The following is a 26,230-nucleotide window of genomic DNA, read 5'->3' on the forward strand; positions in this document are numbered from 1 at the left end:
CTCTCACTGTAAATTTTTGCGGAATTGTAACCTAAAACGACCACAATACAAGCACAATGGAGACAAGTTGAACCCGATTAAATTAATTCGATCATGCTCTTGCTAATCCTCTCTAAACACTTAAAAATAGATCATTCAATGTGTCCTTAGGAGACAGGATGACTACTATTCATGACAAAGAATTAAACGATTTGATGCAGGAAGTTGCTGAAAAAAGTTTACAAATAATCACTAACCTAAAAAATACACCTATTAAATTTAACGAAGTTCTAAACCAATACATTCATCTCACTGAGCATTTTCAACATTTAATGAATGTAATTATCAATAATCCTGAAAAGGTATGGCAAATGCAGTTTAATTATCTGCAAGATGCAATCAGCTTAGCACAAGCTCAATTCACGCATTGGATAGAAGGTAAAGCAATGCCAATTGATGATCACCGCTTTAATACTGACGATTGGTTGAACAACCCTTTCTTTAATCTGTTGAGCCAACACTATTTGTTAGCTCATCAACACATGACTGAATTTTTAGAATCTGTTGAATATTCAGACGATAATACTGCAAAAAGAGTCCGATTTTTTACTAAACAATATTTAGACGCCTTAGCCCCAACTAATTTTTTGCATACAAATCCCCAGCTTTTGGCTGAAACACTGCAAACCCAAGGAAAAAATCTTTTAAAAGGCTTAAATAATCTACTCTCAGATTTAGAAACTGGCTCTGCACGAATCAATATAAAAATGACGGACATGGATGCCTTTAAATTAGGCGAGAATCTAGCAACGACTCCAGGAAAAGTCGTATTTCGCAATAGTATGATGGAGCTGATTCAATACTCACCCCAAACAGATAAAGTAAAATCAATTCCACTGCTCATTATCCCACCCTGGATCAACAAATATTATATTTTAGACCTAAGTCCACACAATTCCTTAGTCCGGTGGCTTGTTGAACAAGGAATTACCGTTTTCATTATTTCATGGGTTAACCCGAATAGAGAGTTCGCCAATAAGAGCCTATACGACTATTTGGCTGAAGGACCTAAAGAAGCCATTTCAGTGATACAAAAGCAGTTGAATGTTCCCCAGGTTAATGCTTTAGGGTTTTGTATAGGAGGAACTCTTCTAGCTACACTATTAGCTTACAACAAAGCTCACCAAGACAACTCAATTCATAGTGCCACCTTTTTAGCCTCCATGATAGATTTTAGTGACCCTGGTGATATTGCAGTTTTTATTGATGAACAGCAAATAAGAAAGCTTGAAGAAGAAATGAAATCCAAAGGGTATCTCGCTGGTGAATTCATGGCTTCAAGTTTCAATTCACTTAGAGCAAACGACTTAGTTTGGTCTTTTTTTATTAAGAATTATTTGCAAGGAAAAAGCCCGGTCCCCTTTGACATTCTTTATTGGAATGCGGACTCCACAAACATGCCAGCAACCATGCATTCTCAGTATTTACGCTGGATGTATCTGCATAATGACTTAATTAAGCCAAATAAAATTCGCTTGAATAACACACCTATTGATGTCAGTAAAATAGACATTCCCACCTTTTTCTTGTCCACTCAAAAAGATCATATCGCTCCATGGAAAACAACTTATACTGGATTCCAAATGATGAAAGGAGCAAAGCGTTTTGTACTTGGTGGATCTGGCCATATCGCTGGAATAATTAATTCACCCTCATCCAGCAAATATGGTTATCGTACGAACAACAGTACTCATTTAAGCGCCGAACAATGGTTCGATAACTCTACAGAACATGCAGGATCATGGTGGCCTGAGTGGTTGAAATGGCTTAAGGCCCAGTCAGGAAAAGCCATAGAGGCAAAGGATATAGCCACACTTCCTTATCGCCCAATTATGGATGCACCAGGTAGCTATGTGATTAGAAAAAAAGTAACTGAAAATTCCAATTAATACGGGTCTTATAAAATATCCTCAGGACTTATGCAAACTCCTGAGGTAGAGGCGTTTTTCGAAGTCCTGTAATAATTACTTGCACGGTTTTGATTACTATAATAAAGTGACGCGATAACTTACCATGTAACACACATCATAAAACTATTTTTTACTTTATTAGCCATAGTCCTTTTAATTACAGGCGCTTGGTCATTTCATCAATATTCTTTAGAGATTATTGATTACATCGATGATCTAGGATGGCTTGCGCCTGTATTATTTTTAACGGTCTATTGTTTAGCAACGTTGCTTCTCCTACCAACCATGGTATTAACGTTGGCAGGAGGAGCCATTTTTGGTCCATTTTTGGGCACTGCCCTCAACTTAGTGGGTGCAACTTGTGGCGCAGCATTTGCCTTTCTAATAAGCAGGCATTTAATTCATGATTGGTTTTCCAAGAAAAAGGGAGAAAAATTAAACAATATAATCTTGGAAGTCGATCAAAAAGGTTGGATATTTGTGGCTTTTTTAAGGTTATTTCCCATCATTCCATTTAATCTTGTGAATTATGGTCTGGGAATTACAGGGATCAAATTTCGACTCTATTTAGTGACGACCTTTGTATTCCTTCTTCCTGCAGAAATAATTTACACCTACTTTGGTTATGCAGGAATGGATGCTTTGACTAAGCCTGAGCATTTTTACAGAAATGGCAGCTTTTTCCTGGCTGGAATTGCTTTACTGTTGTTAGTCGTTTTTAAACTGACAAAGCTGAAATCAAACGCTCAACCAAGGGGTGTTTCAATTGATAAACAATCTGATCTAAAGACCGAACAACCCTAATTCCTTGTAAGCTATTGGTTATAAACATTGCGTCTGCTTGTTCAAGCATCTGCTTATCAAGGGAATGTTCATAATGAGGTATCTTATGTACCTTGCAAGCATGCAATACCCGAGAACGGGTAATTCCAGCGAGTACACCATCCTCTATTTGAGAAGTGAATACAGTACCTTCTTTGACAATAAATACGTTTGCACACGTTGTCTCCGTGGCACAATTCTGAGTATTAAAAAACAGCACATCTTCAGCATCCGCATTAGTTGCCTGAGACCGAGCTATAATAGCCTCTAAATAATTGATGGATTTAATCTTGTATACCGGATTAGAACTATCTCTTAACCATTTTGCAGTAATTAGTTTTAAAGGATGTGTTTGCAGAGTGTAGTTAAATGTTTGCAGGATTAACTGACTTACTTTACCTCTTTGGGTCAATCCTCGTGGTGCAGACCCCCCCGTCAGGATAACCTTTATTCCACCGTTGTATAAATTATCATTTCTAATTTTTTGTATAAGATGATCTAGCCAGTCCTCATAACTCAATTCAAATGCAATACCTAACTCTTCAGCTGAGCGACTTAAACGCCCCCAATGTAACTGAGAAAAACAAGGTTGCGCATTTTCAACTCGCAGAGTTTCGAATAAACCTTCGCCTAAAAATATACGATCATCTGTATTAAAAGCTGTAATTACCCCTTCTTTATCCTGAACTACCCTAGTATGCATAGAACTCCATAGTTAGTAATCTACGAAATCATCTAATTCTTCACGTAGTCGTCTCTCTTCCAACATATTTTCCAAACGTCTGCGAGCATCTAGACTAACTCCTGTGGCATCAACTTCCTCGGGGTCCACGTCTACTTCTTCAAACTCTTCCCCGATATCAATTACTTCTTCTTCATCGTCTTCAAATATATCACTCATGCAATTTCCTCACAGAATTTATAAACAGGATTTATGCAAAATTCCAATTTCTTCACTAAAATAGATTTCAACTCAGTCATTTAGTGTGCCCCAAACCCCTTTAGATCAAATTCCAGGACGGCTATATACCTTATTTTTTGTTGTTTGACTAGTTATTTTTAATTCAATTATTAGGGTATATTAGTAGATAATTTGCAGATTAATGCGAAAGAACTAATATGAATATAGAGAATACAGAGTATTAACTCATGCCTGATCAATACAAAATTGCTTTAAGAGATACAATAAAGCAAGTACGCTCAAAAATTTCATCCACCTATAGAAGATCCTCTTCGATTCAAATATGTACACGCATCAAATTTCTAGATGAATTTAGGCAAGCACAACGAATTGCATTGTATGTTGCTGTAAATGGAGAAGTTGATTTAACACCAATTTGGAAACATGCACACGAACAAGGAAAAACCTGCTATTTTCCTGCTTTAAACGATGACAAAACACTTCTATTTTTACCTGCCACACCTATAACCACTTTTAAAAACAACAAGTACGATATACCAGAGCCCGACGTGGATAAAAGCCAAGCCATATCACCTAAAGAAATGGATTTAATCATCATGCCATTGGTCGCTTTCGACGCTCGCTGCACGAGGTTAGGAATGGGGGCAGGATATTATGACAGGACGCTAGAAAATAAACCAACTATCCCACTATTTGGTGTAGCCTATCAATTCCAAAGGGTAGATTTCATTGAACCACAATCTTGGGATATACCTTTGGACGCAGTTATAACTCAAAATGCTATTTACTGGCGCAATTATTTAATTTAACCAATCGAGAAGACTCCATGGATCCTATAACTCATGCTGCATTAGGCGCCGCTTCAGCTCAAATTATTTTTGGAAAATACAATAAACACATTCCTTGGCAAGTTGGCGCATTAGCTGGAATGGCCCCAGATTTAGATGTTTTTTTTGCCTTGAACAACAATCCATTAAGTCTTGAATATTGGCACCGTCATTTTACCCACTCTTTGAGCTTCATCCCTATTGGTGGAATGATAGTAGCCTTAGTTTTAATCTGTTTTCCCCATTTTAGAAAGCATTGGAAAATAACAATTGGATCAGCTCTTATTGCTTATGCAACTCATAGTTTATTGGATGCTATTACTTCGTATGGAACCCTTCTGCTATGGCCCTGGAGTAACTCCAGAATAAGTTGGGATATTGTAGCTATCATAGATCCTGTGTTTACTGTACCGCTAATACTAGGTACGATTTACTCAGTCATTTTTCAAAACTCCAGAGCAACAGCCTATGCATTTGTATTTTGTAGCTTATTTCTCGTCTTTAATTTTGTCCAACATCAGCGGGCCATAAAAGTTGTCAATCAATACGCTGAAGCCAATCACCTCAACATACAGCTTCTTCGAATAATACCCAAACTTGCCAGCTCCACTCATTGGCGAGCAATTATCAAAGAAAAGAAATGCTCCACTATTGCTGATGTTGCAACGCCAATTTTCGCTTCATCAGAAGTGGCTCCAAACAACCAAGTTCTTAATCTCACAAATACGCTTATACCGAACAGACTAACATCAGAACAAAAACAAGAGCTCGCACTATTTAGCTGGTTTACAGAACAACAAGTCATCATCGCTAATAAAAACCCCCTACTTTTAGCAGATGGACGCTATACATTAGGTGTTAAACCCATCTACTCCTTGTGGGGCATTGAATTAATGCCTCAAAACAAGCATGCGAAGAAAATAAAATTACCCGAGATAAAAGAAGTATGTAGTCCCGATATACAGTACTGATAACATCTAGAACTATCAAAGATCCTTTTCCGCTTGCTCACGCGCGCGGCTCGGATTTAAAAACAAAATAAATCCTCAATACGACACCTTTTCTCCCAAAGGGAGAAAGCACAAACAATGCACTCAAACCAAGATTCTGTACGGGGGATTTGAGTGCAGATGAAGCTCACGCCCTTTCTCCCGAAGGGAGAAAGCAGAAGCAATGCACTCAAACCAAGATTCTGAATAGGGTGATTTGAGTGCAAATGAAGCTCACGCCCTTTCTCCCAAAGGGAGAAAGCAGAAGCAATGCACTCAAACCAAGATTCTGAACGGGGGGGATTTGAGTGCAGGTCAAGCGATCGGGACGCCAAAAAAAGCGGAGTGTACATCAGGTACATGAGCATTTTTTTGGCGTCCCGATCGCTTGAGATGCGCCAAATACACCCGTTCAGAGAGCGTCAGGGCCTAGTTCGCCGGTGCGTATACGAACGACCTGCTCCAAGTCATAAACAAAAATCTTCCCATCCCCAATTTTACCTGTATAAGCAGACTTACAAATTGCCTCAATGGCCAAATCCACCATATTATCGGCTAGCGCAAGCTCAATTTTTATTTTTGGAAGGAAATCAACAACATACTCAGCGCCTCTATATAGCTCGGTATGTCCCTTTTGGCGACCAAAACCCCTTGTTTCTGAAATGGTTATCCCTGGAACTCCTATCTCCATTAGGGCCTCATGGACATCATCAAGTTTAAATGGCTTGATGATTGCAGTAATCATCTTCATAATTGCCTCAGTGAATTTGAGTATAGTGATTATCATACAGTTTTGTTAGACTGTCGTCTAAAATTCCTGGAGTAATTATGTTCGACCCCAAACAATTTGATGAATTAGCGAAAACCCTTTTTGCTACTCTTCCTGTAAGCTTCCAAAATTTAGAAAAAGAAATTCAACAGCAATTTAAGGATGTACTGCAAACCGCATTTAACCGCATGGATTTAATTACTCGTGAAGAATTTGACGTGCAATGCAAGGTGCTTGCACGAACTAGAGAAAAAGTAGAACAATTGCAAGAGCAAGTAGAAGAACTTATTAAACAACAAAAATAAAATTAAAAGGTCGCGATTTTAAGACTTAGGAAAAACCCCGAATCTATTTTCAAGGAAGAGATTGGGGGTTTGCCACAGTCCTATTTAAGGGAAGATTGTCGACTATAGTCCAACTCATATGAGGATGTTATGAATCTCGCATTTACTAAAACGCGAAGTACTGTAGGTATTTCAGCGCAACCTGTTTCCGTTGAAGTGCATTTATCGAATGGATTACCCAAGTTCACCATCGTCGGACTCGCAGAAACAGCGGTAAAAGAAAGCAAAGATAGAGTCCGAAGTGCAATTATGAACAGCCAATTTGAATTTCCATGTCGAAAGATCACAGTAAATCTTGGTCCGGCTGATTTGCCTAAAACAGGAAGTGGATTTGACTTACCTATAGCTTTAGGTATTCTAGCAGCCTCCGATCAAATTCCCCGTCATCAGTTATCAAATCATGAGTTTATTGGGGAATTAGCGCTAAGTGGAGAGCTTCGAGGTGTATCAGCTATTATTCCTTCTGTTATCGCTGCACTTAGAGACAAACAACAATTAATTATTCCAAATGCGAATGCTATAGAAGCTTCTTTAACTGGTCACAAAGGCGTTTATACAGCCAAAAATCTACGAGAAATTTGTAGTTACTTATGTCTTGATACACCTTTGTCACCTCTACCACCCAGACCAGAATTGAGTACAAACCCTTATGATATGGATTGGTCCGAAATTAAGGGCCAATACCATGCTAAGAACGCAATGATTATTGCTGCTTCAGGTGGGCACAGTATCTTATTAAGCGGTTCTCCTGGTAGCGGTAAAACGATGCTAGCTAGGCGATTTAGCACTTTATTGCCTGACTTATCTGAGTCTCAAGCGATGGAGTGTGCCGCTGTTAACTCAATTCGTGGCAAACAACATGATTTTCAACAATGGCGCGTACCACCTTTTCGCGCTCCTCACCACACAGCTTCCCCAGTATCACTAGTCGGAGGGGGTAACCCTCCAAAACCTGGTGAAATTTCTTTAGCGCATCATGGAGTCTTATTCTTAGATGAATTGCCTGAATTTAATCGACAAGTATTAGAAACGTTAAGAGAGCCCCTGGAATCAGGACATATATGCATATCCCGAGCCGCTGCTCAAATTGAGTTTCCTGCAAATTTTCAATTGATCGCAGCAATGAATCCATGTCCTTGTGGACAATGGGGCAATCCTCTTGCGAATTGCCTCTGCTCCCCCGATAGAATTAATCGTTACTTGGCTAAATTATCGGCCCCCTTGTTAGATAGAATTGATATGCATATCCATGTTCAAGCACTTTCACAAGAGGAGTTGATTAAACCAAATACCCATTCAAATAAAGAAAGTCCCATTATCCGCAATCAAGTCATTAAAGTACGGGAAATACAATTGAATCGCCAAAATTGCTTAAACGCCAGTTTAAGCTCTAAAGCATGTGAAACTCTATGTGACTTAAACTCGCTCTCACAAACTTTTTTGAGTGAAGCACTCAATAAATTAAAACTCTCTGCTCGTGGCTATCATCGGCTGTTAAAAGTTGCAAGAACCATTGCCGATATCCAAGATTCAAAATCAGTGGAGTTACCGCATTTACAACATGCTTTATCTTTTAAGCAAACGATCCAAGGACCGAAGTAAATGGAGAGATAGATCTGCCTCGAGCCTGGGTTTTAGGGTAAGCCCTGGTATTTCTTAAACGATAAGTTCCATGATTTTTAAACCATTTATTTGAAAAAATGCTGTAAATTGTCTATAAAATTAGAATCAATAAAAATAAAAATGGAAAAATTATGGACTCACTTGTCACATTACTTTTACTGGCTGTCTTTGCTATCGTTTTTGTGCTATCTGGTGTGAAAATTGTTCCTCAAGCTGAAGAATGGACTGTTGAACGTTTTGGCCGGTACACCCATACTTTAATGCCTGGATTAGGTCTTATTATTCCATTTATTGATCGTATTGGATATAAAGTAAATATCCGAGAGCGCGTTTTAGACATTCCACCTCAGGAGGTCATTTCAAAAGATAATGCGATGGTAACTATCGATGCCATTTGCTTTTTCCAAGTCATTGATGCATCCAAATCAGCCTATCAAGTCGATAATCTCGAGCATGCTATTCGTAACTTAACAATGACAAACATCCGTACCGTTTTAGGATCACTGGAATTAGATGCTATGTTAAGTCAACGAGATGAGATTAATAGCCGTTTAATGACTATTGTGGATCATGCAACGACTCCTTGGGGTATAAAAGTAACTCGCATAGAAATAAGAGATATTAAACCACCTAAAGATCTTGTAGATGCCATGGCTAATCAAATGAAAGCAGAACGGGAAAAAAGAGCGGCAATCTTATCGGCAGAAGGAGATCGTGCGGCTGAAATTTTACGAGCTGAAGGAGAAAAGCAGGGGCAAATCTTACGAGCAGAAGCATCTAAACAAGAAGCTTTCTTAGCTTCAGAGGCTCGAGAAAGACAAGCCTTAGCTGAAGCAAATGCAACTAAAATGGTTTCAGAGGCTATTGCTGCTGGGAACTTAAATGCTGTGAATTATTTTGTGGCTCAAAAGTACGTGGAAGCACTACAATCTATTGGCACCTCTGAAAACAGTAAAATTGTTCTTATGCCATTAGAAGCTTCGGGTGTAATCGGTTCTATTGGTGGAATAACGGAGTTGCTTTCAGGAACCACTAAAAGCAAAAAAGAGGGTAAATGATGGAATGGCTTAGTTATTGGCATTGGTTTGCACTAGCTCTTATCCTAGTTATTGCTGAATCACTAGGTACAGCAGGATTTCTTGTTGCCATAGGAATGGCTGCAGGAATTGTTGGGCTTGTATTAACGCTTTTCGCCATGACTTGGGAATGGCAACTTACCGTGTTTTCGATCATGAGTATTGTGTTTGCTTTCATTTGGTGGAAAATCATTCAGAAACGAAGTAAAGAAAGGCCTGTATCAACTTTAAACCGCCCAATAGAAGCCATGGTAGGAAGAACAACCACTCTGATTGAACCCATTGAAAATGGTCGTGGTAAGATAAGAATGAATGACGCAACTTGGTTTGTAACTGGCCCAGAGCTAGAAGCAGGAACTAAAGTTAAAATAACAGGAGTAGACAATGAAACTCTACTTATTGTTGAACAACTAAGGAAAGCGGATTGAAAGACCTGGCGAAGCTTGAGAAGTGGAGTCGATGGATTTTCTTAGTTAGCGCCATAGCTTGGGTTGCTCTTTTTTGGTTTAAAGACAAAATGCCACCTCCAAGCTTCTATGAAGAAAGTTTATTAACCGCTCCTTCTCAAATCGAATCAGATTCGCAACCATTTAAAGTAACCTTAGGTCAACAAACTTATCTCATAAAACCACTGTATTATTATGAACTCAATGGAGTTGTCGTCTCATACAGTAGTGCAAAAGATTTTACAAACATCTGGCATTTCAAACGCTGGAAAGACTTTTTAAACTTACGAGATATTTGCGTAGCTTGGGGTAATAACATTTCCTCAGGAGTCTATCAAAAATTAAACTTCTCTTCGGATAGTTGGACATGCTGGGTAGATTGGCTCGATCCCGCGGTGGGTAAAGATTTTCATTCCAATGAATTATCCAATAATCATTTGCTTACTAACTTCCCTTGGCTGCAAGAAAAAATGATGGAAGCTGAATTGGGCGATCAGATTCAATTAACAGGTCATTTGGTGAAGTACAGTAATCCAGCAACTAAATACGCTCGAGGAACCAGTACTTCTCGGGAGGACACTGGAAATGGCGCTTGTGAAACCATTTTCCTGACTAATTTTACCATCATCAAGAAAGCGAATTTTACATTGCGTCTTCTCTATAAAATATTCAAATGGATAACCATCTTTAGCTTAATTGCGGTTATCGTTTTACTGTTTATTGCGCCTCATGAAAAGTATCGCAATGACTCAACGAGCAACAGTTAATTTGAATGAATCAGGACTTACTCAAAACCCCGATCTCTTCGTTAAAAAATGGTTTGAATTCGGTCATTTAGTTTATCTAAACTCCCTCATTCAAACCATTTTTTGCCTCGACCTCAGGGTTTTGCTTAAGTCCTGTGAATTAAAGACTCAAGAATTGCCATTCTAGCAAATACACCATTAGTCACTTGTTGCAAAATAAACGATTGTTTGCCATCTGCAATCTCACTATCTATTTCAACACCGCGATTCATTGGCCCAGGATGCATGACCATTGCATTTGATTTGGCATAGCCAATGCTCTTGCTGGTTAAGGCAAAATGCTGACGATATGTTTTGAGATCCATATGGTCGTTTTCAAGCAAACGTTCGCGCTGAACACGTAAGCAAATGACAACGTCTGCTTCACTCAAGCCATCTTTAAGATCCTGGGTAACTCTTCCATAATGAAGTTTTTCAGGTTTCCACAAATCCGGACATACCAATACGAGCTCCGCTACTCCTAGTGTTTTGCAAATACACTGCAATGAATTAGCAACTCGGGAATGCTTAATATTACCTAAAATTGCAATTTTTAATTGCTCTAATTGCGGTTTTTGCTCAATGATGGTCACCAAATCCAAAACAGCTTGACTTGGATGAGCATGGATTCCATCTCCTGCGTTCACGATATGCACAGAATCACCTAGTTTCTTTGCTAGTTCTTGTTGCAGGCCTTCTTGTTTATGCCTTATCACAAAATATCGAATCCCCATGGCAGCTAAATTTTGAATGGTATCCTCTATTGCCTCACCTTTAGTCTCAGAAGAAGTTTGTACATCCAAATTCACAACCTGCATGGATAAATGTCTGGCAGCCAATTCAAAACTGATTCGAGTTCGGGTACTGTTCTCATAAAATAAGTTCGCTACCAGGTGTTTTGAATAATTTGGAAAGCTAGAATCATGTTTGAATTGGAGTGCACGTTGGATTAATTGCTCAATGTGTTGTTTAGACAGTTGGCTGATTTCAAGAAAATGGCTCATAAATCTCCAAGATAGATACGATGAGTGAACGATTACTCAGGGTGTTGTAACCATTGCTCTAGTATAACACAGGCTGCTATGCTATCTATCTCTGTTTTTTTTATTTTCTTATATCCACCTTGCTCGAATAAATGCCCCCTTGCCTCAACAGTTGATAGCCTTTCATCAACTAAGTGCACTGGTAACGCAAATCGTTGTTTTAATTGCTGAGCAAAGCGTCGCGCCGCTTTTGTGGTATATAGTTCGCTATCGTCTATACACGTTGGCAAACCAACAATTAATGCTTGGGGATTCCACTGTTTAATGACCTTTTCTATTGTATCCCAATTAGGGACTCCGACTTTGGCATCAATTGTCGACAAAGGAGATGCACTGCAAGTGAGCTGTTGTCCAACCGCAACGCCAATTCGTTTATACCCAAAATCAAAACCAAGAAAGACACCCTTAGGCATGGCCAGCATCAGTAGATAGTTGACTCATTTTAATTCCTAAAGTTAATCCAGAATATTCCCAACGCTCTTCGAAAGGAACTTCGTATAAAATTTCTGAATGATAAGGACATACCAACCAAACATTATCCATGACTTCTTGCTCTAATTGATTTTCTGACCATGCGGAATAACCTAAAGTGATAAGTACGTCTTTAGGACCTTTATCACAAGCGATAGCTCGAATAATATCATTAGAGGTTGTTACAGTCACTTCATCTTGCAGAAACAAGCTAGATCTCCATCCTCCAACTTGCTTGTGAATCACAAAACCTCTTTCAGGTTGCACTGGCCCACCGAAAAGCAATGGCATTCGGTTAGTCTCTGCTCCAACAGGCTCAATTTGCAATTGTTCAAACACAATGGATAAAGGAAATTGAAGAGGTCTGTTAATGATTAATCCAACAGACCCTTGCTCATTATGCTCGCATAAATACACAACGGATTTTTCAAAGTTCGGGTCTTTTAAAGAGGGCATGGCAATCAACAAGTGATTAGCAAGAGAGTTCATAAGTGCCATATATTCCCCGCAAAATGGTCTATTATCTATATTTAGTATATACCACTATAGACTTAAATTTTAACTTAATGAACTAATATGAATCATATTTTAGATTGGTATTTATTGGCTGTCTCCTGAAAGCATGGAGTTTTCTACCGTAACCTTGATATACAAGGTGGAATTTTTTGAGAACGATCTTCCTGCTGTGTAGGAAGTAGAGTTAGAATCAGAATCCTGAACTCCTTCTGCTGTACCCAGGGAAACCCACTTATTCAATGGCGCCATAATCGTGGTGTCGATCTGTTGATTATCGAACTGTTGTCCTCCTGCTGCATTTTGCTGCTCTCGCACTCGACGTACCATCAATTTAACTTGAGAGCCTTGTAAGGTTGGTTGGACCAATAGCCCATTTTGAATGTTATGCTGTTGATAATCGACACCAGTAAAGAAACCAACACCTACCGAGCTTACAATCGGTACTTCTTGGCCCGTAGAAACAAAAGCAGATTCTCCGTTCATCACTTGTACGGATTGACTTCGCTGCACTTCGGATGGTGGTTGTGTGCTATACACCACGTCATTATTATTTTGCGCATCTAACCACTCAGGGTCTCCCTGAAAAATGGTTACGTTAAAGACCACTGGTGGAACATCAATTTGATGAATGAGGTTGCGTATTTGCGTTAAAGTATCTGGATTGACATTGACCACTATTGTTTGACCAGAACCACTGATCTTTTCATTGGGTTGTAGCAAAGGTTGAATAAGCTGGATCACCTTATCGGATTGCACATATTGCAACTGAATTACCTTTGAGATTGTTGATTGAGCAAAGACAAAGTTCGATAGCAAGACCAGTGAAAATATCAAGCGTTTCAGCATAATGCGCTCCCTGCAAATTAGTTCAACGAGTTCCTTCTTTTTATTGTAGCAGTTATCTCCGATTATCTTTGTGAAATACTAATGCTTATGTCAATCCTAAAAAAGTTTCGGTATAATCCCGTCAATTCAATTTCAGGGAGAAAATACCATGAGTAGTATTTTCAATATGTTTGGACCTTCGCCTATAAAGCCTATCGAGCAGCACATGCGTAAAGCCCACCAATGTGCCAAACAGCTTTACCCTTTTTTTGAAGCCGTTCTAGAAAAAGATTGGGATACAGCAAAGAAAATTAAAGACAAGCTGATTTCTTATGAAAAGGAAGCGGATCTAATCAAACGTGATTTACGTTTACATTTACCCACTGGATTATTTCTTCCAGTTGCACGCACAGACATCCTTGAGTTATTAAGCGCCCAAGATAAAATTGCAAACAAAGCGGAAGATATCGCTGGATTAATTGTTAGTAGAGAAATGACCATACCCAAAAAATTGGTCCCTAGCTTTATGCCTTTTTTAAATCGCTGTCTGGATGCCTCAAAACAAGCCTGTACTGCAATTAATGAATTAGACGAGTTGCTGGAAACTGGGTTTCGGGGTAACGAAGTCAAAGTCGTTGAAGACATGATTCTCAAACTTGACGAAATTGAACACGACAGTGATGAAAAATTAGCTGACATTCGTCATAAAATTTTTGAGCTTGAAAAAGACTTACCCACTATTGAAATCATCTTTTTATATAAGACGGTTCAATGGATAGGTGAATTGGCTGACCATGCCCAAACCGTGGGCGGTCGACTTCAAATTCTAATAGCCCGGTAGTATTCATTCATGGATTATTCGATTTTATTTGTAATTTCTGCACTTGTACTTTGTTTTATGATGACCTGGGGTGTTGGCGCAAATGACTTAGCAAACGTCATGAGTACCACCATGGGTTCTAAAGCAGTTACTGTCCGACAGGCTATGCTAATAGCTATAGTGTTTGAATTTGCCGGAGCATTTCTAGGAGGCGGCGGCGTAACTGAAACCATGCGCGATGGAATTATCAGTAGCAGTCAGCTTTCTAATGAACCTCTGATCCTCATCGAAGGTATGTTAGGCGTTTTGTTCGCTTGTACCATTTGGATGAATTTAGCAAGTTATCTAGGTGTCCCAGTGTCCATCACAAACGCCTTAGTGGGATCCATGGTTGGATTTGGTACAGTTGTACTGGGAACTGATGCTATACACTGGCATAAGGTAACTAATATAGCCATAGGATGGGTAACTTCCCCAGTGATTTCCGGAATCACTGCCTATGCCTTATTCATCAGTATCCAACAAACCATCTTTGTTAAAACCAATCCTTTAGTTAAAGCAAAATTATATATACCCATTTACCTGTTTTTGATTGGATCTATTCTGTCCTTTATCACTGTTTTTAAAGGATTAAATCATTTCGACATTCATCTAAATTTTAAACAAGATTTAGCAGTTACCTTAGCAACCAGTATCATCATTACGATAACTGGAATGGTATTCATTAAGCGAATTCCTGAACACCATAAAATTCGCAGAAGAGAACGATTTATTCAAGTGGAAAAGTATTTTGCCATTCTCATGGCAATGACCGCTTGCGCAATGGCTTTTGCCCATGGATCGAATGACGTTGCTCTTGCTGTAGGCCCACTCAGTATCGTATACAGCCTTGTCATGAACTCCCACCAAACGTTTGATGCAAACAACTACCCCGCGTGGATTATTCTCCTAGGGTGCGTTGGTGTTGTGACTGGTCTTCTTATGTACGGACGCAAAGTCATTGAAACAGTCGGCAGCTCAATTACTGCTTTAACCCCAAGTAGAGCATTTGCCGCCACCCTAGCAGCAGCAACGACTGTAGTGGTAGCTACTAGTACTGGAACTCCTGTGTCCGCAACTCAGGCCCTTGTTGGTGCGGTGTTGGGTGTAGGCTTAGCTAGAGGTATCGGTGCTTTGAATTTGATCGTTATTCGCAATATATTCATGTCTTGGGTGCTCACTTTACCAGCTGCATCGATATTGACGATTGTGTCTTATAAGTTGTTGCATTATTTGATTGGATAATTGAAATAACGTAGCACTTTATCCGCTCCCTTACGGCCGCGGCTCGGATTAGACCAGTGATACTAAAAAAACCGAGCCGCGACCTAAGGGAGCGGAAACCAACTTAGCCCAACCTCAACTAAGCGACTGAAACCTTTGAAGACTCTACATACTCTAGGAACTGATGCAGCTCACAGACCGTTCCACCACAAGCTGGAATCGAAACGGGTTTTCCATTGTAGGTTAACTTGACTAGGTAATTATTTGCCCCAGATTCATAGAGAGAAAAATTTAAATTAGAAGCATAGTGCGGAGCATTTTCCAAAGGAGTCCCCATAAAGCTCATTACTCCTGCAATGGTTGTATCATGCCCAGATAATAAAACGTATTTTAATTTTGAAGTATTTTTGCTTCCCTTTTTGAGGTAGTTGGCAATATTAGCCATGATCTTGCTGCTGTAGGCCCTTGCTACTTCTTTGGGTCTTTCCTCAGCCATGAAAGCCCATTTACTGTTACTTATTATTGTCTCTATATCAGAAACACTCATTTCTTCTGGCATTGGCGCTTTATGAAGCTGGTGAATGTATAAAGTATCCCCGACCATCTGCAAATCGTCCAAATTTTCGATTTCAATTCCAGTTTGCTTACTCCACAAGGGATATTTGCTTTTAAGTTCATTGTTCTTTTGTTGCCATTCAGGCAATGAGAAAACGTATTCTGTCATCAGCTTTGCACGGTCTTCACGGCTAACTGTTTGGACAATTACCTCATCCGATTTACTTGGGGCACTAAAAATTGGAATGGGTTGAAAACCTTTGGGAAGAGCAGGACTTGAAGAGTCTGTCGTTTTTGGCCCAGTCCCTAATGGATATAACCCCATGAGAAACGATTGGGCACTCATTAGAGTACGTTCATAATCAGTAGATCGCACATAAATCGTTCCATATTCATAGTGTTCTGGTAATAAATGTGTTGCATCAACGTATTTTTTACGCAGCTCAGAACCAAGTTGAAACTCTTGTTGCATTCCTTCAGCAGTCAGTTGGCCTGGTCCTTCCTTCCATTGATAATCCACTTTTGGTAAATGGAGGATAGGAGTTCTATCACCATGACGAATGATATCCACCGCAAAAACAAGCGTTTCAGCTGCAAATAAGAGCGAAGGGGCAGTGACCAATAGTGCAACAACTGATAATCGAAATCGGCTTTCCATACAACTTACTCCTTAAATTACAAACCCAAGGACTAACGAAAAACCCCAATCTCTTGTTAAAAAATGGCAGTCATTCAGTCGCTTAGTTTATCTAAACTCCCTCATTAAAACTATTTTCAATAAGCGGGGAATTACCCTGGTGGGTTCCTTCCCTAAAATGACATGTTTTGCCTCGAACTTGGGGTTTTTCGTTAGCCCTAATTTAATACAATTTAAAAACCTTCCCAAATTTCACTTTCGTCGGTTTTATACTCTTTGTCATCGCGCATTTTAGCGATCTTTTGATGCTTTTCTATTTCTTTGATTTGCGAAGCTGTCTTTGGATGAGTTGCATCATATTCAAATAGAAATTTATCATAAGGACTCACATAAGCTTTATCCAGATCATGATGTTTCATAAATTATCCAATAGTTCATTCAAAAAAAGTATTTTATCGTTTTTTTATCTAAGTTACCATTAAGCTTTTAAAATGCATCAAGGAATGAAAATGACCTTAAAAAAAGCAGAGCTGCATGTTCATCTCGAAGGAACCATTTCCCCTGATTTAGCAAGGAAACTGGCTCAACGAAACCGTCTTAGTTTACCTCAAGGTCTCATCGCCTCTGATGATAAAAGTTACCTCTCCAAAGACTTTCTTGATTTTCTTAAAGTCTATGACACTCTTGCAGCGGTTATTAAAGTGCCTCAAGACTACTATGACATCACTTTTGATTATTTGAAATCCAATGCGAAAGACCATGCCATTTACATTGAAATGATGTATTCGCCAGATCATGCTGAACAATCGAGTGGAATCCCTTCTAAAGAACATTTAGCAGCCATTCAACAAGCTATTGATGATGCAAAACATCAGTTTGACATTACTGGTCGCATTATCCTCACAGCCGTTCGTCATTTCGGTGTAGAAGCTTGTGAACGAGTTGCAAAACAAGCCTCTGTGGACAGATTTCCTTGTGTAACAGGATTTGGTCTGGGAGGTGATGAAGCCAAGTTTCCCCCAAAACTATTTACCAAAACATACCAAATTGCAGCTGACGCAGGCTTAGAATGCACAGTACATGCCGGGGAGTTTGATTCAGCGAAAGGAATGGAGGAAGCCATGGATTGTCTGCCCATCAAAAGGATTGGACACGGAGTCCGCGCGATCTATTCCCCTGATACAATGACTATGGTTAAAGAAAGAGGCATTGCTCTGGAAGTATGCCCCACTAGCAATATCTTTTTAGGATTATTTAAAGACATGGCTAGCCACCCACTCCCACAACTTTTAGAAGCAGGACTAAAAGTGAGCATTAACTCAGATGATCCTCCTTTTATGAGTACTAATTTGGCCAATGAATACCGCAAGGTTCAAGAATCATACAGCTATTCGGACGATACAATGAACAAAATAACCCGAATGGCCATTGAAGCAGCATTTGTTGACAGCAAAACGAAACAGGAGTTACTCGCTAAAATTTAACCTGTATTATCTATTAATAGGCGATTGCGATGGAAAAATATTCTGTTCTTATCATTGGTGGGTATGGTAATTTTGGTAAATACATAGCCAAAGTCCTATGCCAAGACCCACGAATTGAGTTGGCAATTCTGGGACGCGATCGCCAAAAAGCAGAAGACCTTGTAAAAACCTTAAACTCAGCAAACCCAATCACCATTCATACTCGTGATATTTTTCAGAATCCTGAGGACACTCTTAAACAGATCAACCCCTATGTTGTCATTCACACATCAGGGCCCTTTCAATCACAAGACTATGCTGTAGCTAAAGCCTGTCTAAGCCAAGCCTGTCATTATATTGATCTTGCAGACTCCCGTCATTTTGTCAGCAACATCACTGAGCTACACCACGAAGCACAACAAAAGGGGGTGCTCATTTGCAGTGGTGCCAGTTCAGTTCCTGGATTAAGTAGCGCTATTATTGAACATTTCTTACCGCAATTTTCACAACTGGATTCCGTTGATTATGCCATTGCAACTGCACAGCTGACTAACCAAGGCTTGGCCACTACTGCTGGGGTATTAACTTATGCAGGCAAACCATTTAAAACAATGCTCAATGGCATCGAATCAACTATTTACGGTTGGCAAAATATTCGACTTGTTGAGTTTTGGCGTCTCCATCATCGCTTTTTGGGAAACTGCGATATACCTGATTTAGAGCTATTCCCAAAATACTATCAATCATTAAAAACCATTCGTTTTCAAGCAGGTCTGGAACTAAAAGGCTTGCAAATTATTTTATTTTTGCTTTCCTGGCTTGTTCGTCTGAAACTATTACCCGCACTCGATAATTTTGCAAATCCTATGCTCAAAATATCGCATCTTTTAGATCGTTTTGGCAGCAACAACACTGGATTTTACATGACGTTAAAAGGGCAAGATAAACAAAAGAAAGCACTGAATATACGTTTTGACATCCATGCCCAAGATGGAGATGGCCTTTATATCCCCTGCACTCCAGCAATCATTTTAACGGAGCTTCTTATCAATCAACAACTTGAGTTTAGAGGTGCAATGCCCTGTGTTGGGCTAATATCTCTTGATAATTATTTAAATAGATTGAAAGAACTGAATTTAAACATTACATGGAATACGACCTTTTTGAATTAACGGTTACAGCGCTAATGACACAACGTGAAATTCATTATCCACTCCCTCACGATCGTGGCTCGGCTAGAACTGAGTTAATCCGAGCCGCGACCGTTAGGGTGTGGATGAGTTGTTTGATGAGGAAATCAGCATCCCTGCGGGAAAATACCATGGGTGGCTTAAATTTAATGACATTATGATGAGGGCCATCAGTGCTTAACAAGACGCGTTTCTCCTTCATATCATTCACTATCCGCTCTGCCAGTTCAGGATTAGGATTTAGACTTTGTGAATCTGTCACTAGTTCGATGCCGAGGAAAAGCCCTCTGCCTCGAACATCTCCAATCACTGGATACTGAGACTTTAGGTTATTGAATCGCGACTTTAGATAATTTCCAATGTCATAGGCATTGGTTTGTAGATTCTCTTGTTCGATAACCTCTAATACAGCAAGCCCTATTGCACAAGAGACTGGGTTCCCTCCAAAAGTACTAAAATACTCCATGCCATTGCTAAAAGAATCGGCAATTGCACGTGTGGTTACAACCGCACCGATTGGGTGCCCATTACCAATAGGCTTACCCATGGTTACAATATCAGGCACCACTCCTTGAGTTTCGAATCCCCAAAAATGTGATCCTACTCTTCCAAAACCAATTTGTACTTCATCTGCTATGCAGACCCCTCCGACCTTACGTGTTTGGTCATAAGCAGCTTGTAAATAGCCCTGAGGTAGCTCAACTTGACCGCCACAGCTTAAAAATGGCTCAGCAATAAAAGCCGCTATAGATTGATCAAAAAGTTGTTCATCAACTGTAAGATGTCTATGACGTAAAGGATCTGGCATTGGCATCACTCGAACAAAATCAGGCTTTCCATGACCACCTTTCCCATTGAATTTATAAGGACTAATATCAATGAGCGTTGTTGTGTTTCCATGATAAGCATGATCCATTACCACCAAATTCCTTCGACCAGTATGCGTTCGTGCTAATCGTAACGCGAGTTCGTTTGCTTCACTGCCCGATGAAACAAAAAAACAAACTTCTAAAGGCGCAGGAAACTTTTCCAATAATTTCTCAGCATAATTAACCAACAATTCATGTAAATACCGTGTATTCGTGTTGAGCAAAGCCATCTGTCTTTGCCCGGATTTCACAACGTATGGGTGACAATGGCCTACATGACATACGTTGTTGACACCATCTAAATACTTACAGCCATTTTGATCATAAAGATAGGGGCCTTCACCTCGCACAAATTGTAATGGCTCTTGATAGGATAGACCGACATTTTTGCCAATGTATTGTCTACGCTTTTCTTGAATTTGATTGTTAGACATGTGGTGGCATGCTTCACGAAATATCGTTAATGCCTGATCACGAGAGATATGTTCTAGCTTTTTTAGTAACTCCCAAGCTGGTTTTTCAGAAATCGTCAGATACTGATCATGAGGGTTTTCCCTTTTACGTATTGCGGAATTGACAACACTAACACAAAGACGAATGCAAATGAGATCATATAATATTGCGACTTCATCTTCTTCAAAGGGAAAAACAGCATGGCAGGCCTTTATAACATGATAAGCAGTGTTCAATGGCTCCGCTTTATTCATCAGCATATAGGCTAAAGCAATCGCTAATTCACCAATAGCTGCAGACATGACCATGTCACCAAAATCGATCAAGCCAGTGATCTGAATTTCACCCAATGAATTTTGAGTCGCTAATAAATTGTAATCGTTCAAATCTCCATGGATTATTTGCTGGCGCATTTGAAGAAGCTTATTACGTACATCTTTCTCATAACTGTTTAGATGCTTTTCAACAAGGGTACGGTCATCTTCTTTTTTAATAGAAACAAGATGATCTTGGATCCAAGATGCTTGTTGCAAATCCCACTTCAAATAGCGACTTGCTCCAGGGTGCCTAATGTCTGCTAATGCTTGGATTAAGCACCCAATTTGCTTTCCAGCACTTTTATACAATAGTTCTGAATTATTGGTGATCTCACCTAATAATTGCCCGGGAACAAAACTAAATAAGCGAACGAATCGCAACTTTCCATCATTGGTTCGAACTGTTTCAATGTATTTGCCGGCAATTGAAGCTTGAGGAATTGGAAACTCAAAGGATTGTCTTCTTTGGGCAAGGGTGTTCAGCACGGTCGTCTGAAACTCAATAACGTCCCAAGTTTCATTGACAGCAGAAACTTTTAATATAAATTGCTCATTATTGTACGTTTGCAAAACATAATTATCGTCCTTTTCTGCCGGCAGTTTCTTTAGAGTACCTCGTAAGCCCCAAAGAGCTATAGCATCTTGTATTTGTACTGCAGTTACCATTTGCTTCCTACCTAAACAGATAATGCTGATATTAGTCCAAAGTCTTTCTATAGCGTTTAAACCCAATAAATAAGGATACAAAGGTGAACAGAAAGATAGGAACTTCTTGATAGCATAGCTCCATAAATCCATTGCCCTTTAACAAAACACCTCTAACAATGATTAAATAATGAGACAAAGGGAGAATACTTCCTACCCATTGTGCCCACTCTGGCATTCCCCTAAAAGGAAACATAAATCCTGACAAAAGTATAGAAGGTAAAAAAAAGAACATTGCACTCTGTACTGCTTGTAATTGATTGCTAGCTAAAGTAGAAAAGGTTAAACCTACTGAGAGATTTGCAGCGATGAAGGGTATAGTAAATACTAATAACAGCAAGATACTCCCTTCCGTTGGGATAGAAAATAATACCTTTGATAGTGTCAGAATAAGAATGACTTGGATAAATCCTACTAATATAAATGGAATTAATTTGCCGGCCATTACTTCTAAAGGTTTCAATGGTGTAGAGAGCAATGTTTCCATCGTACCTCGTTCATATTCTCTAGTGACAACTAGAGCTGTCACTACGACCATAGTCATAGTGAGCACCACCCCTAACAAACCAGGCACAATATTATAAGCGGTGATTGCAAGAGGGTTGTATAAAAAGTGCACTAAAGGGCGATAGGGTGTTTGTGTGGGTTTTAGCCCTACTAATGGTCCTCTCAAATCTTCATTTAGACTCATTGAAGCAAGCTCATTAAATACTGATGCCGCCCTATTCGTTGCTGCAGGATCACTTGCATCTGCCTCAAGCAATAATACTGGATGCTGCCCTCTGATGAGATCCTTCGTAAAATCGGTAGGAAAGGTAATCACGAATTGAACCTCTCCAGTTTTTAACATCCAGTTTCCCTGCTCTTCGTTTGCATCGGATTTTATGATGTGGAAGTAAGAGGAGTTTTCTAAACTATAAAGTATTCGTCGACTTAACTCTGAATTATCAAAATTAACTATTGCAGTAGGCAAATGCTGGGGGTTTGTATTAATTGCATATCCAAATAAAATAAGCTGCATGAGCGGAATTCCCACAATCATTCCTAAGGTGGGTCTATCTCGTATCATTTGAATAAACTCTTTGATTATCATGGCAAATAATCGATTAAGACTATTACTAATCAATGAATGACCCCGTTGTTTGATTAACCAAACTAATAAATGCATCTTCCAAAGTCGTGTTAATTGGCATCCAAGTGATTTTTTTCCTTGCACTTAACTTTGACAAACCCTTCTCAATTAATTCTTGATCATAACCACAAGCATGGATTGCATTGCCAAATAGGGCAGACTGAATTACCCCAGGAAGCGATTTTATCTCCTGTAACAATAAGGTAGTGACATCTCCATCCACTTTCCATGTTTTTAATTTAGTTGTTTCAATAACTTCCTTCACAGTACCCGTGATCAACAGTTTCCCATAAGCCAGGTAAGCTATCCGGGTGCATCGTTCTGCTTCATCCATATAATGAGTTGATACAAAGGTTGTGATTCCTTGAACACTAAGAATATGTATTTGATCCCAAAACTCTCTTCTGGCTATTGGATCCACTCCGGCAGTTGGCTCATCCAACAACAATAAATCTGGATCGTGTAATAAACATGAAGCTAAAGCGACACGTTGCTTCCAACCACCTGATAATCTTCCTGCTAGTTGCCTTCTTCTCTCTGTCAGCCCCAATTGAATCAGCGACTCTTCTACCCGCTCCTTTCTGTCTTTAACACCATATACTTGAGCGATAAAATTCAAATTTTCCTCAATCGATAAATCAAAATACAGGCTAAATTTCTGTGCCATATAGCCAATACGCTTCTTTATTTCATAGGATTGAGTCAGAATATCATAACCTAAACAAGTACCTTCACCTGCATCTGCCTTTAATAGCCCACAAATCATTCTAATGGTTGTGGTTTTACCACTTCCATTTGGTCCCAAAAAACCAAAAACCTCTCCCCTCTGGACATGTAAATCGACATCGTCCACGACAACCTTATCTGCAAAGCTCTTTCTTAAGCGATTTACATTAATGATAATTTCTGGTGTCGATTCACTCATCAAACATTTACCACCACAGGCTGTCCAGGTTTAAATAAGAATGCATCATTAATCTGTGCCTTCACTCTAAATACCAACTTTTCACTATTCTCTCTACTAAAAACAACTGGGGGCAAGTATTCGACTTCAGGAGAAATATAACTAATCACTGCTTCATTGCCACTCTTACCGCCAATGCAATCAAACCTTATCTTCTGTCCTAATTTTAGGTTATCTATATAATCAACTGGAACAAAGAATTCAATTCGAATTGTCTCAGGCGTGAGTAAAGACAAGACTGCTTGTTGTGGCGCAACCAGCTCACCCGGTTCGTAATAGGTATCAAATATTTGTCCGTCTGCAGGGGCATATACTGTCTTTTGTGAGAGTTCCCATTGTGCCTCCTTTAATTTTTCACTTAATGCCTTAACTTGGTTTTCTTGAGCTTTTATTTGATCGTCCCTATTTCCCATTTGTGCTAAGGCTAGGTTAGATTCGTATTGGGATTTAAGCTCTTGTTGCTGTTGTAGGGTAGCTATCGCAGCATCCAAACTGTCTTTATCTGACGCTTGTTTTGTATAAAGCTGTTGGAAACGATTAACCCTAATTTGTGCAAGTTTAATTAGCGCTTCTGTTTGTTCAATTTGTGCTTTGATCGCTGAAATCTCAGGTTCTCTTCGAGGCTTTTTAATGTCATCAAGAGTATTTTTTGCTTGTTGTAATTCTGCTTCAATGGAAGCAATAGTTATTTGCTGTGGATTTTTATCCAAACTAAACAAAAGTTGCCCCCTTTTTACGAGTTGTCCACGCATCACCGCAAGTTGCTCCAAGGTTCCATAGAAAGGTGAAGCTAGGTATATGTTTTCCCCCTCGACATAGCCTGTAAATTGCCTATGATTATTATTTCCACAAGCAGATATTAGAAATAGTGTAATTATGGTTAAAATTGACTTTAAATACATATAGATCTGTTCAGAGAGTAATTATAATATAGTGATTCTTTTTAAATTAAAGTTCAATACCACTATTGAGTACAAACATAAGCAGGCATAATTAATCCATAGCCACTCAGCAAATTTGGATAAAAACAACATGAAACAATCCCTTCGAGCTTTCCAAAACAAATCTCCAATCTTAGGTGACAGAGTATACATTGATCCTATGGCTTCTGTGATCGGTGATGTTACTTTGGGGAATGATGTTTCTGTATGGCCTATGGCGGTTATACGAGGTGATGTTAATTGTATCACCATTGGTGATGCCTGTAGTATTCAAGACGGGGCTATCTTGCATGTAACTCATGATGGTCCCTATACACCCGGAGGCAAACCGCTTATTCTTGGCAAAGGAAACACCATAGGTCACCAAGCACTTCTGCATGGTTGTACAGTTGAGGATTATTGCTTAATAGGCATGGGAGCAATCATTTTAGACGGTGTTCATATCGAAACTAAGGTTATGCTGGGTGCTGGAAGTTTAGTTCCTCCAGGAAAAAGACTTGAAAGTGGATATTTATATTTGGGGAACCCAGTTAAAGCCGTCAGAAAACTGAATGAGCAAGAAATGCAACAACTGGTCTATTCATCGGAGCATTATGTTCGTCTAAAAGACAACTATTTGTAGATCCTCCGTTTACACGGAGGATGCTAATAGGTATTTTCCAACTAAGCGATGTATGGGTACCAAACTAAAGAAACCAATCCTTGATTGACTTTGTTAGTCGCAGTAGCACTACCTTGCCCTGCAACACTAAAGAGGGTGTTTGATTGATAGGTTGTTTGAGTCATCTCAAGACGTAATCCAAGTTGATCATTGATGGCAAATTCTGTTCCAACGCCATACTCAAATCCATTTCTATTAAAGCTGTTTGATATACTGAACGCAGGCTGTCCTGGACCAACATCAGAAATAGATGCGTCAAAGTTACCACGTCTATAACCTAAAACCAAATACGTGCTCAAACAATCATTTGCAACATAGGCCGGACGAACATTAAGTCCATAACTGCTTTTATTCTTCAAGGAGAAGCTGGTTGCATTTGTTCCTAAAACATCAACGTTAGTGACACTAAGATTAACATCACTGTTTGCAAAATTTGCATCCGCTTGGACAGTAATGGCAAAATTATTCATGATGTATGTGTAGCCAAGTGCTAAAACACCAGCAAACCCTGTACTTCCCTGGTCAACCGAAAACACAGTGCGTTCGGTAGTATCTATATCAGTTACAGATATTTTAGAAATTTGATCCAGTACTCCCACACTAGCGCCAGCATAGAAGCCTTCTGTCATTGAAAACGACGTTGAAGAAAGTAGTATTATGGGTAAGGTTTTTATTATTATTTTTTTCATGATTTCTCCAATTAAATGCAGTCACACCATTCCTTTGTTGCATAAAAAAAAAGCGGCATAAGAGCCGCTTTTAGGAATAAAACCCTGGCGATGTCCTACTTTCGCATGAGGAAGCCTCACACTATCATCGGCGCTGAATCGTTTCACTGCTGAGTTCGAGATGG

General features: G+C 39.4%; 28 protein-coding genes. 14 read left to right on the top strand and 14 right to left on the bottom strand.

Features of this window, described 5'->3' with window-relative positions; translation table 11 throughout:
• The first annotated feature begins 158 nt into the window (after window positions 1-158).
• On the top strand, window positions 159-1,928 hold the full coding sequence (locus Lwal_RS07155; protein ID WP_058480137.1) for a PHA/PHB synthase family protein: 1,770 nt from the start codon (window positions 159-161) through the stop codon (window positions 1,926-1,928).
• A 114-nt stretch (window positions 1,929-2,042) separates the two neighbouring features.
• Entirely contained in the window at window positions 2,043-2,753 is a 711-nt protein-coding gene (locus tag Lwal_RS07160; RefSeq protein ID WP_083500054.1) for a TVP38/TMEM64 family protein, read from the top strand.
• Here the strand turns inward: Lwal_RS07160 and Lwal_RS07165 are convergent.
• Entirely contained in the window at window positions 2,668-3,474 is an 807-nt protein-coding gene (locus tag Lwal_RS07165) for an aminotransferase class IV (RefSeq protein ID WP_058480139.1), read from the bottom strand. The genes Lwal_RS07160 and Lwal_RS07165 overlap by 86 nt on opposite strands.
• A 12-nt stretch (window positions 3,475-3,486) precedes the next feature.
• Window positions 3,487-3,672, bottom strand: a complete 186-nt coding sequence (locus Lwal_RS07170; RefSeq protein ID WP_058480140.1) for a PA3496 family putative envelope integrity protein — start codon at window positions 3,670-3,672, stop codon at window positions 3,487-3,489.
• Between the two features lie 248 nt (window positions 3,673-3,920).
• On the opposite strand from Lwal_RS07170, the gene Lwal_RS07175 reads away from it, so the two are divergent.
• Together Lwal_RS07175 and Lwal_RS07180 are read left to right on the top strand one after the other, a co-directional pair.
• Complete coding sequence (locus Lwal_RS07175; RefSeq protein WP_058480141.1) at window positions 3,921-4,502, top strand: 5-formyltetrahydrofolate cyclo-ligase; 582 nt, start codon at window positions 3,921-3,923, stop codon at window positions 4,500-4,502.
• Between the two features lie 17 nt (window positions 4,503-4,519).
• Complete coding sequence (locus tag Lwal_RS07180) at window positions 4,520-5,491, top strand: metal-dependent hydrolase (protein WP_058480142.1); 972 nt, start codon at window positions 4,520-4,522, stop codon at window positions 5,489-5,491.
• Between the two features lie 430 nt (window positions 5,492-5,921).
• On the opposite strand, the gene Lwal_RS07185 is transcribed toward Lwal_RS07180, so the two are convergent.
• Window positions 5,922-6,260: a P-II family nitrogen regulator gene (locus Lwal_RS07185; protein ID WP_058480220.1), complete on the bottom strand. Its 339-nt coding sequence runs from the start codon at window positions 6,258-6,260 to the stop codon at window positions 5,922-5,924.
• A 77-nt stretch (window positions 6,261-6,337) separates the two neighbouring features.
• On the opposite strand from Lwal_RS07185, the gene Lwal_RS07190 reads away from it, so the two are divergent.
• The 5 genes from Lwal_RS07190 (at window position 6,338) to Lwal_RS07210 (ending at window position 10,534) form a co-directional block, all read left to right on the top strand.
• Window positions 6,338-6,583 (top strand): accessory factor UbiK family protein, encoded by a 246-nt coding sequence (locus Lwal_RS07190; RefSeq protein ID WP_058480143.1) that lies wholly within the window; start codon window positions 6,338-6,340, stop codon window positions 6,581-6,583.
• A 129-nt stretch (window positions 6,584-6,712) separates the two neighbouring features.
• The gene (locus tag Lwal_RS07195) at window positions 6,713-8,224 is read left to right on the top strand and encodes a YifB family Mg chelatase-like AAA ATPase (protein WP_058480144.1); all 1,512 of its coding nucleotides are present in this window, start codon (window positions 6,713-6,715) and stop codon (window positions 8,222-8,224) included.
• Between the two features lie 152 nt (window positions 8,225-8,376).
• Window positions 8,377-9,303, top strand: coding sequence for an SPFH domain-containing protein (locus Lwal_RS07200; protein WP_058480145.1), 927 nt, complete (start codon window positions 8,377-8,379; stop codon window positions 9,301-9,303).
• Window positions 9,300-9,749 (top strand): NfeD family protein, encoded by a 450-nt coding sequence (locus Lwal_RS07205; RefSeq protein WP_058480146.1) that lies wholly within the window; start codon window positions 9,300-9,302, stop codon window positions 9,747-9,749. The genes Lwal_RS07200 and Lwal_RS07205 overlap by 4 nt, the downstream gene beginning before the upstream one ends.
• A complete protein-coding gene (locus Lwal_RS07210; RefSeq protein ID WP_058480147.1) occupies window positions 9,746-10,534 on the top strand; it encodes a hypothetical protein in 789 nt (262 codons plus the stop codon). Before Lwal_RS07205 ends, Lwal_RS07210 begins: the two co-directional genes overlap by 4 nt.
• A gap of 125 nt (window positions 10,535-10,659) precedes the next feature.
• On the opposite strand, the gene Lwal_RS07215 is transcribed toward Lwal_RS07210, so the two are convergent.
• From Lwal_RS07215 to Lwal_RS07230, 4 genes are all read right to left on the bottom strand, one after another.
• Window positions 10,660-11,556: an aspartate carbamoyltransferase catalytic subunit gene (locus tag Lwal_RS07215; RefSeq protein ID WP_058480148.1), complete on the bottom strand. Its 897-nt coding sequence runs from the start codon at window positions 11,554-11,556 to the stop codon at window positions 10,660-10,662.
• A 32-nt stretch (window positions 11,557-11,588) separates the two neighbouring features.
• On the bottom strand, window positions 11,589-12,008 hold the full coding sequence (gene ruvX / locus Lwal_RS07220) for a Holliday junction resolvase RuvX (RefSeq protein WP_058480149.1): 420 nt from the start codon (window positions 12,006-12,008) through the stop codon (window positions 11,589-11,591).
• Window positions 12,001-12,564, bottom strand: a complete 564-nt coding sequence (locus Lwal_RS07225; protein WP_058480150.1) for a YqgE/AlgH family protein — start codon at window positions 12,562-12,564, stop codon at window positions 12,001-12,003. The genes ruvX and Lwal_RS07225 overlap by 8 nt, the downstream gene beginning before the upstream one ends.
• Window positions 12,565-12,666: 102 nt before the next feature.
• Window positions 12,667-13,428: a secretin N-terminal domain-containing protein gene (locus tag Lwal_RS07230; protein ID WP_058480151.1), complete on the bottom strand. Its 762-nt coding sequence runs from the start codon at window positions 13,426-13,428 to the stop codon at window positions 12,667-12,669.
• Between the two features lie 148 nt (window positions 13,429-13,576).
• On the opposite strand from Lwal_RS07230, the gene Lwal_RS07235 reads away from it, so the two are divergent.
• Window positions 13,577-14,248 carry a TIGR00153 family protein gene (locus tag Lwal_RS07235; RefSeq protein ID WP_058480152.1) on the top strand — a complete coding sequence of 224 codons (672 nt, stop codon included), beginning with the start codon at window positions 13,577-13,579 and terminating at the stop codon, window positions 14,246-14,248.
• A gap of 9 nt (window positions 14,249-14,257) precedes the next feature.
• A complete protein-coding gene (locus Lwal_RS07240; RefSeq protein ID WP_058480153.1) occupies window positions 14,258-15,511 on the top strand; it encodes an inorganic phosphate transporter in 1,254 nt (417 codons plus the stop codon).
• A gap of 118 nt (window positions 15,512-15,629) precedes the next feature.
• Here the strand turns inward: Lwal_RS07240 and Lwal_RS07245 are convergent, their stop codons facing one another.
• Both Lwal_RS07245 and Lwal_RS07250 read right to left on the bottom strand, forming a co-directional pair.
• Window positions 15,630-16,703 carry a histidine phosphatase family protein gene (locus Lwal_RS07245; RefSeq protein WP_058480154.1) on the bottom strand — a complete coding sequence of 358 codons (1,074 nt, stop codon included), beginning with the start codon at window positions 16,701-16,703 and terminating at the stop codon, window positions 15,630-15,632.
• A gap of 212 nt (window positions 16,704-16,915) precedes the next feature.
• A complete protein-coding gene (locus tag Lwal_RS07250; RefSeq protein WP_058480155.1) occupies window positions 16,916-17,101 on the bottom strand; it encodes a CBU_0585 family protein in 186 nt (61 codons plus the stop codon).
• A 90-nt stretch (window positions 17,102-17,191) separates the two neighbouring features.
• Here Lwal_RS07250 and Lwal_RS07255 point away from each other — a divergent pair, with 90 nt between their 5' ends.
• Entirely contained in the window at window positions 17,192-18,166 is a 975-nt protein-coding gene (locus Lwal_RS07255) for an adenosine deaminase (protein WP_058480156.1), read from the top strand.
• 29 nt (window positions 18,167-18,195) lie between these two features.
• On the top strand, window positions 18,196-19,317 hold the full coding sequence (locus Lwal_RS07260; RefSeq protein WP_058480157.1) for a saccharopine dehydrogenase family protein: 1,122 nt from the start codon (window positions 18,196-18,198) through the stop codon (window positions 19,315-19,317).
• A 46-nt stretch (window positions 19,318-19,363) separates the two neighbouring features.
• On the opposite strand, the gene Lwal_RS07265 is transcribed toward Lwal_RS07260, so the two are convergent.
• Genes Lwal_RS07265 through Lwal_RS07280 form a run of 4 tightly spaced genes read right to left on the bottom strand, consistent with a single transcriptional unit; the run spans window position 19,364 to window position 24,677 of the window.
• The gene (locus tag Lwal_RS07265; protein ID WP_058480158.1) at window positions 19,364-21,640 is read right to left on the bottom strand and encodes an aminotransferase class III-fold pyridoxal phosphate-dependent enzyme; all 2,277 of its coding nucleotides are present in this window, start codon (window positions 21,638-21,640) and stop codon (window positions 19,364-19,366) included.
• A gap of 31 nt (window positions 21,641-21,671) precedes the next feature.
• Complete coding sequence (locus Lwal_RS07270; protein ID WP_231951016.1) at window positions 21,672-22,805, bottom strand: ABC transporter permease; 1,134 nt, start codon at window positions 22,803-22,805, stop codon at window positions 21,672-21,674.
• A complete protein-coding gene (locus tag Lwal_RS07275) occupies window positions 22,798-23,736 on the bottom strand; it encodes an ABC transporter ATP-binding protein (RefSeq protein ID WP_058480160.1) in 939 nt (312 codons plus the stop codon). The genes Lwal_RS07270 and Lwal_RS07275 overlap by 8 nt, the downstream gene beginning before the upstream one ends.
• Window positions 23,736-24,677 carry an HlyD family secretion protein gene (locus tag Lwal_RS07280; protein ID WP_058480161.1) on the bottom strand — a complete coding sequence of 314 codons (942 nt, stop codon included), beginning with the start codon at window positions 24,675-24,677 and terminating at the stop codon, window positions 23,736-23,738. Before Lwal_RS07280 ends, Lwal_RS07275 begins: the two co-directional genes overlap by 1 nt.
• 130 nt (window positions 24,678-24,807) lie before the next feature.
• Between Lwal_RS07280 and Lwal_RS07285 the strand changes: the two genes are divergently transcribed.
• Entirely contained in the window at window positions 24,808-25,338 is a 531-nt protein-coding gene (locus Lwal_RS07285) for a gamma carbonic anhydrase family protein (protein WP_058480162.1), read from the top strand.
• 41 nt (window positions 25,339-25,379) lie between these two features.
• Here Lwal_RS07285 and Lwal_RS07290 read toward each other — a convergent pair whose 3' ends face one another.
• On the bottom strand, window positions 25,380-26,066 hold the full coding sequence (locus Lwal_RS07290) for an outer membrane protein (protein ID WP_058480163.1): 687 nt from the start codon (window positions 26,064-26,066) through the stop codon (window positions 25,380-25,382).
• Between the last annotated feature and the right edge of the window lie 164 nt (window positions 26,067-26,230).

The organism is Legionella waltersii, assembly GCF_001468085.1.
In the GTDB taxonomy this organism is placed as follows: Bacteria; Pseudomonadota; Gammaproteobacteria; order Legionellales; family Legionellaceae; genus Legionella; species Legionella waltersii.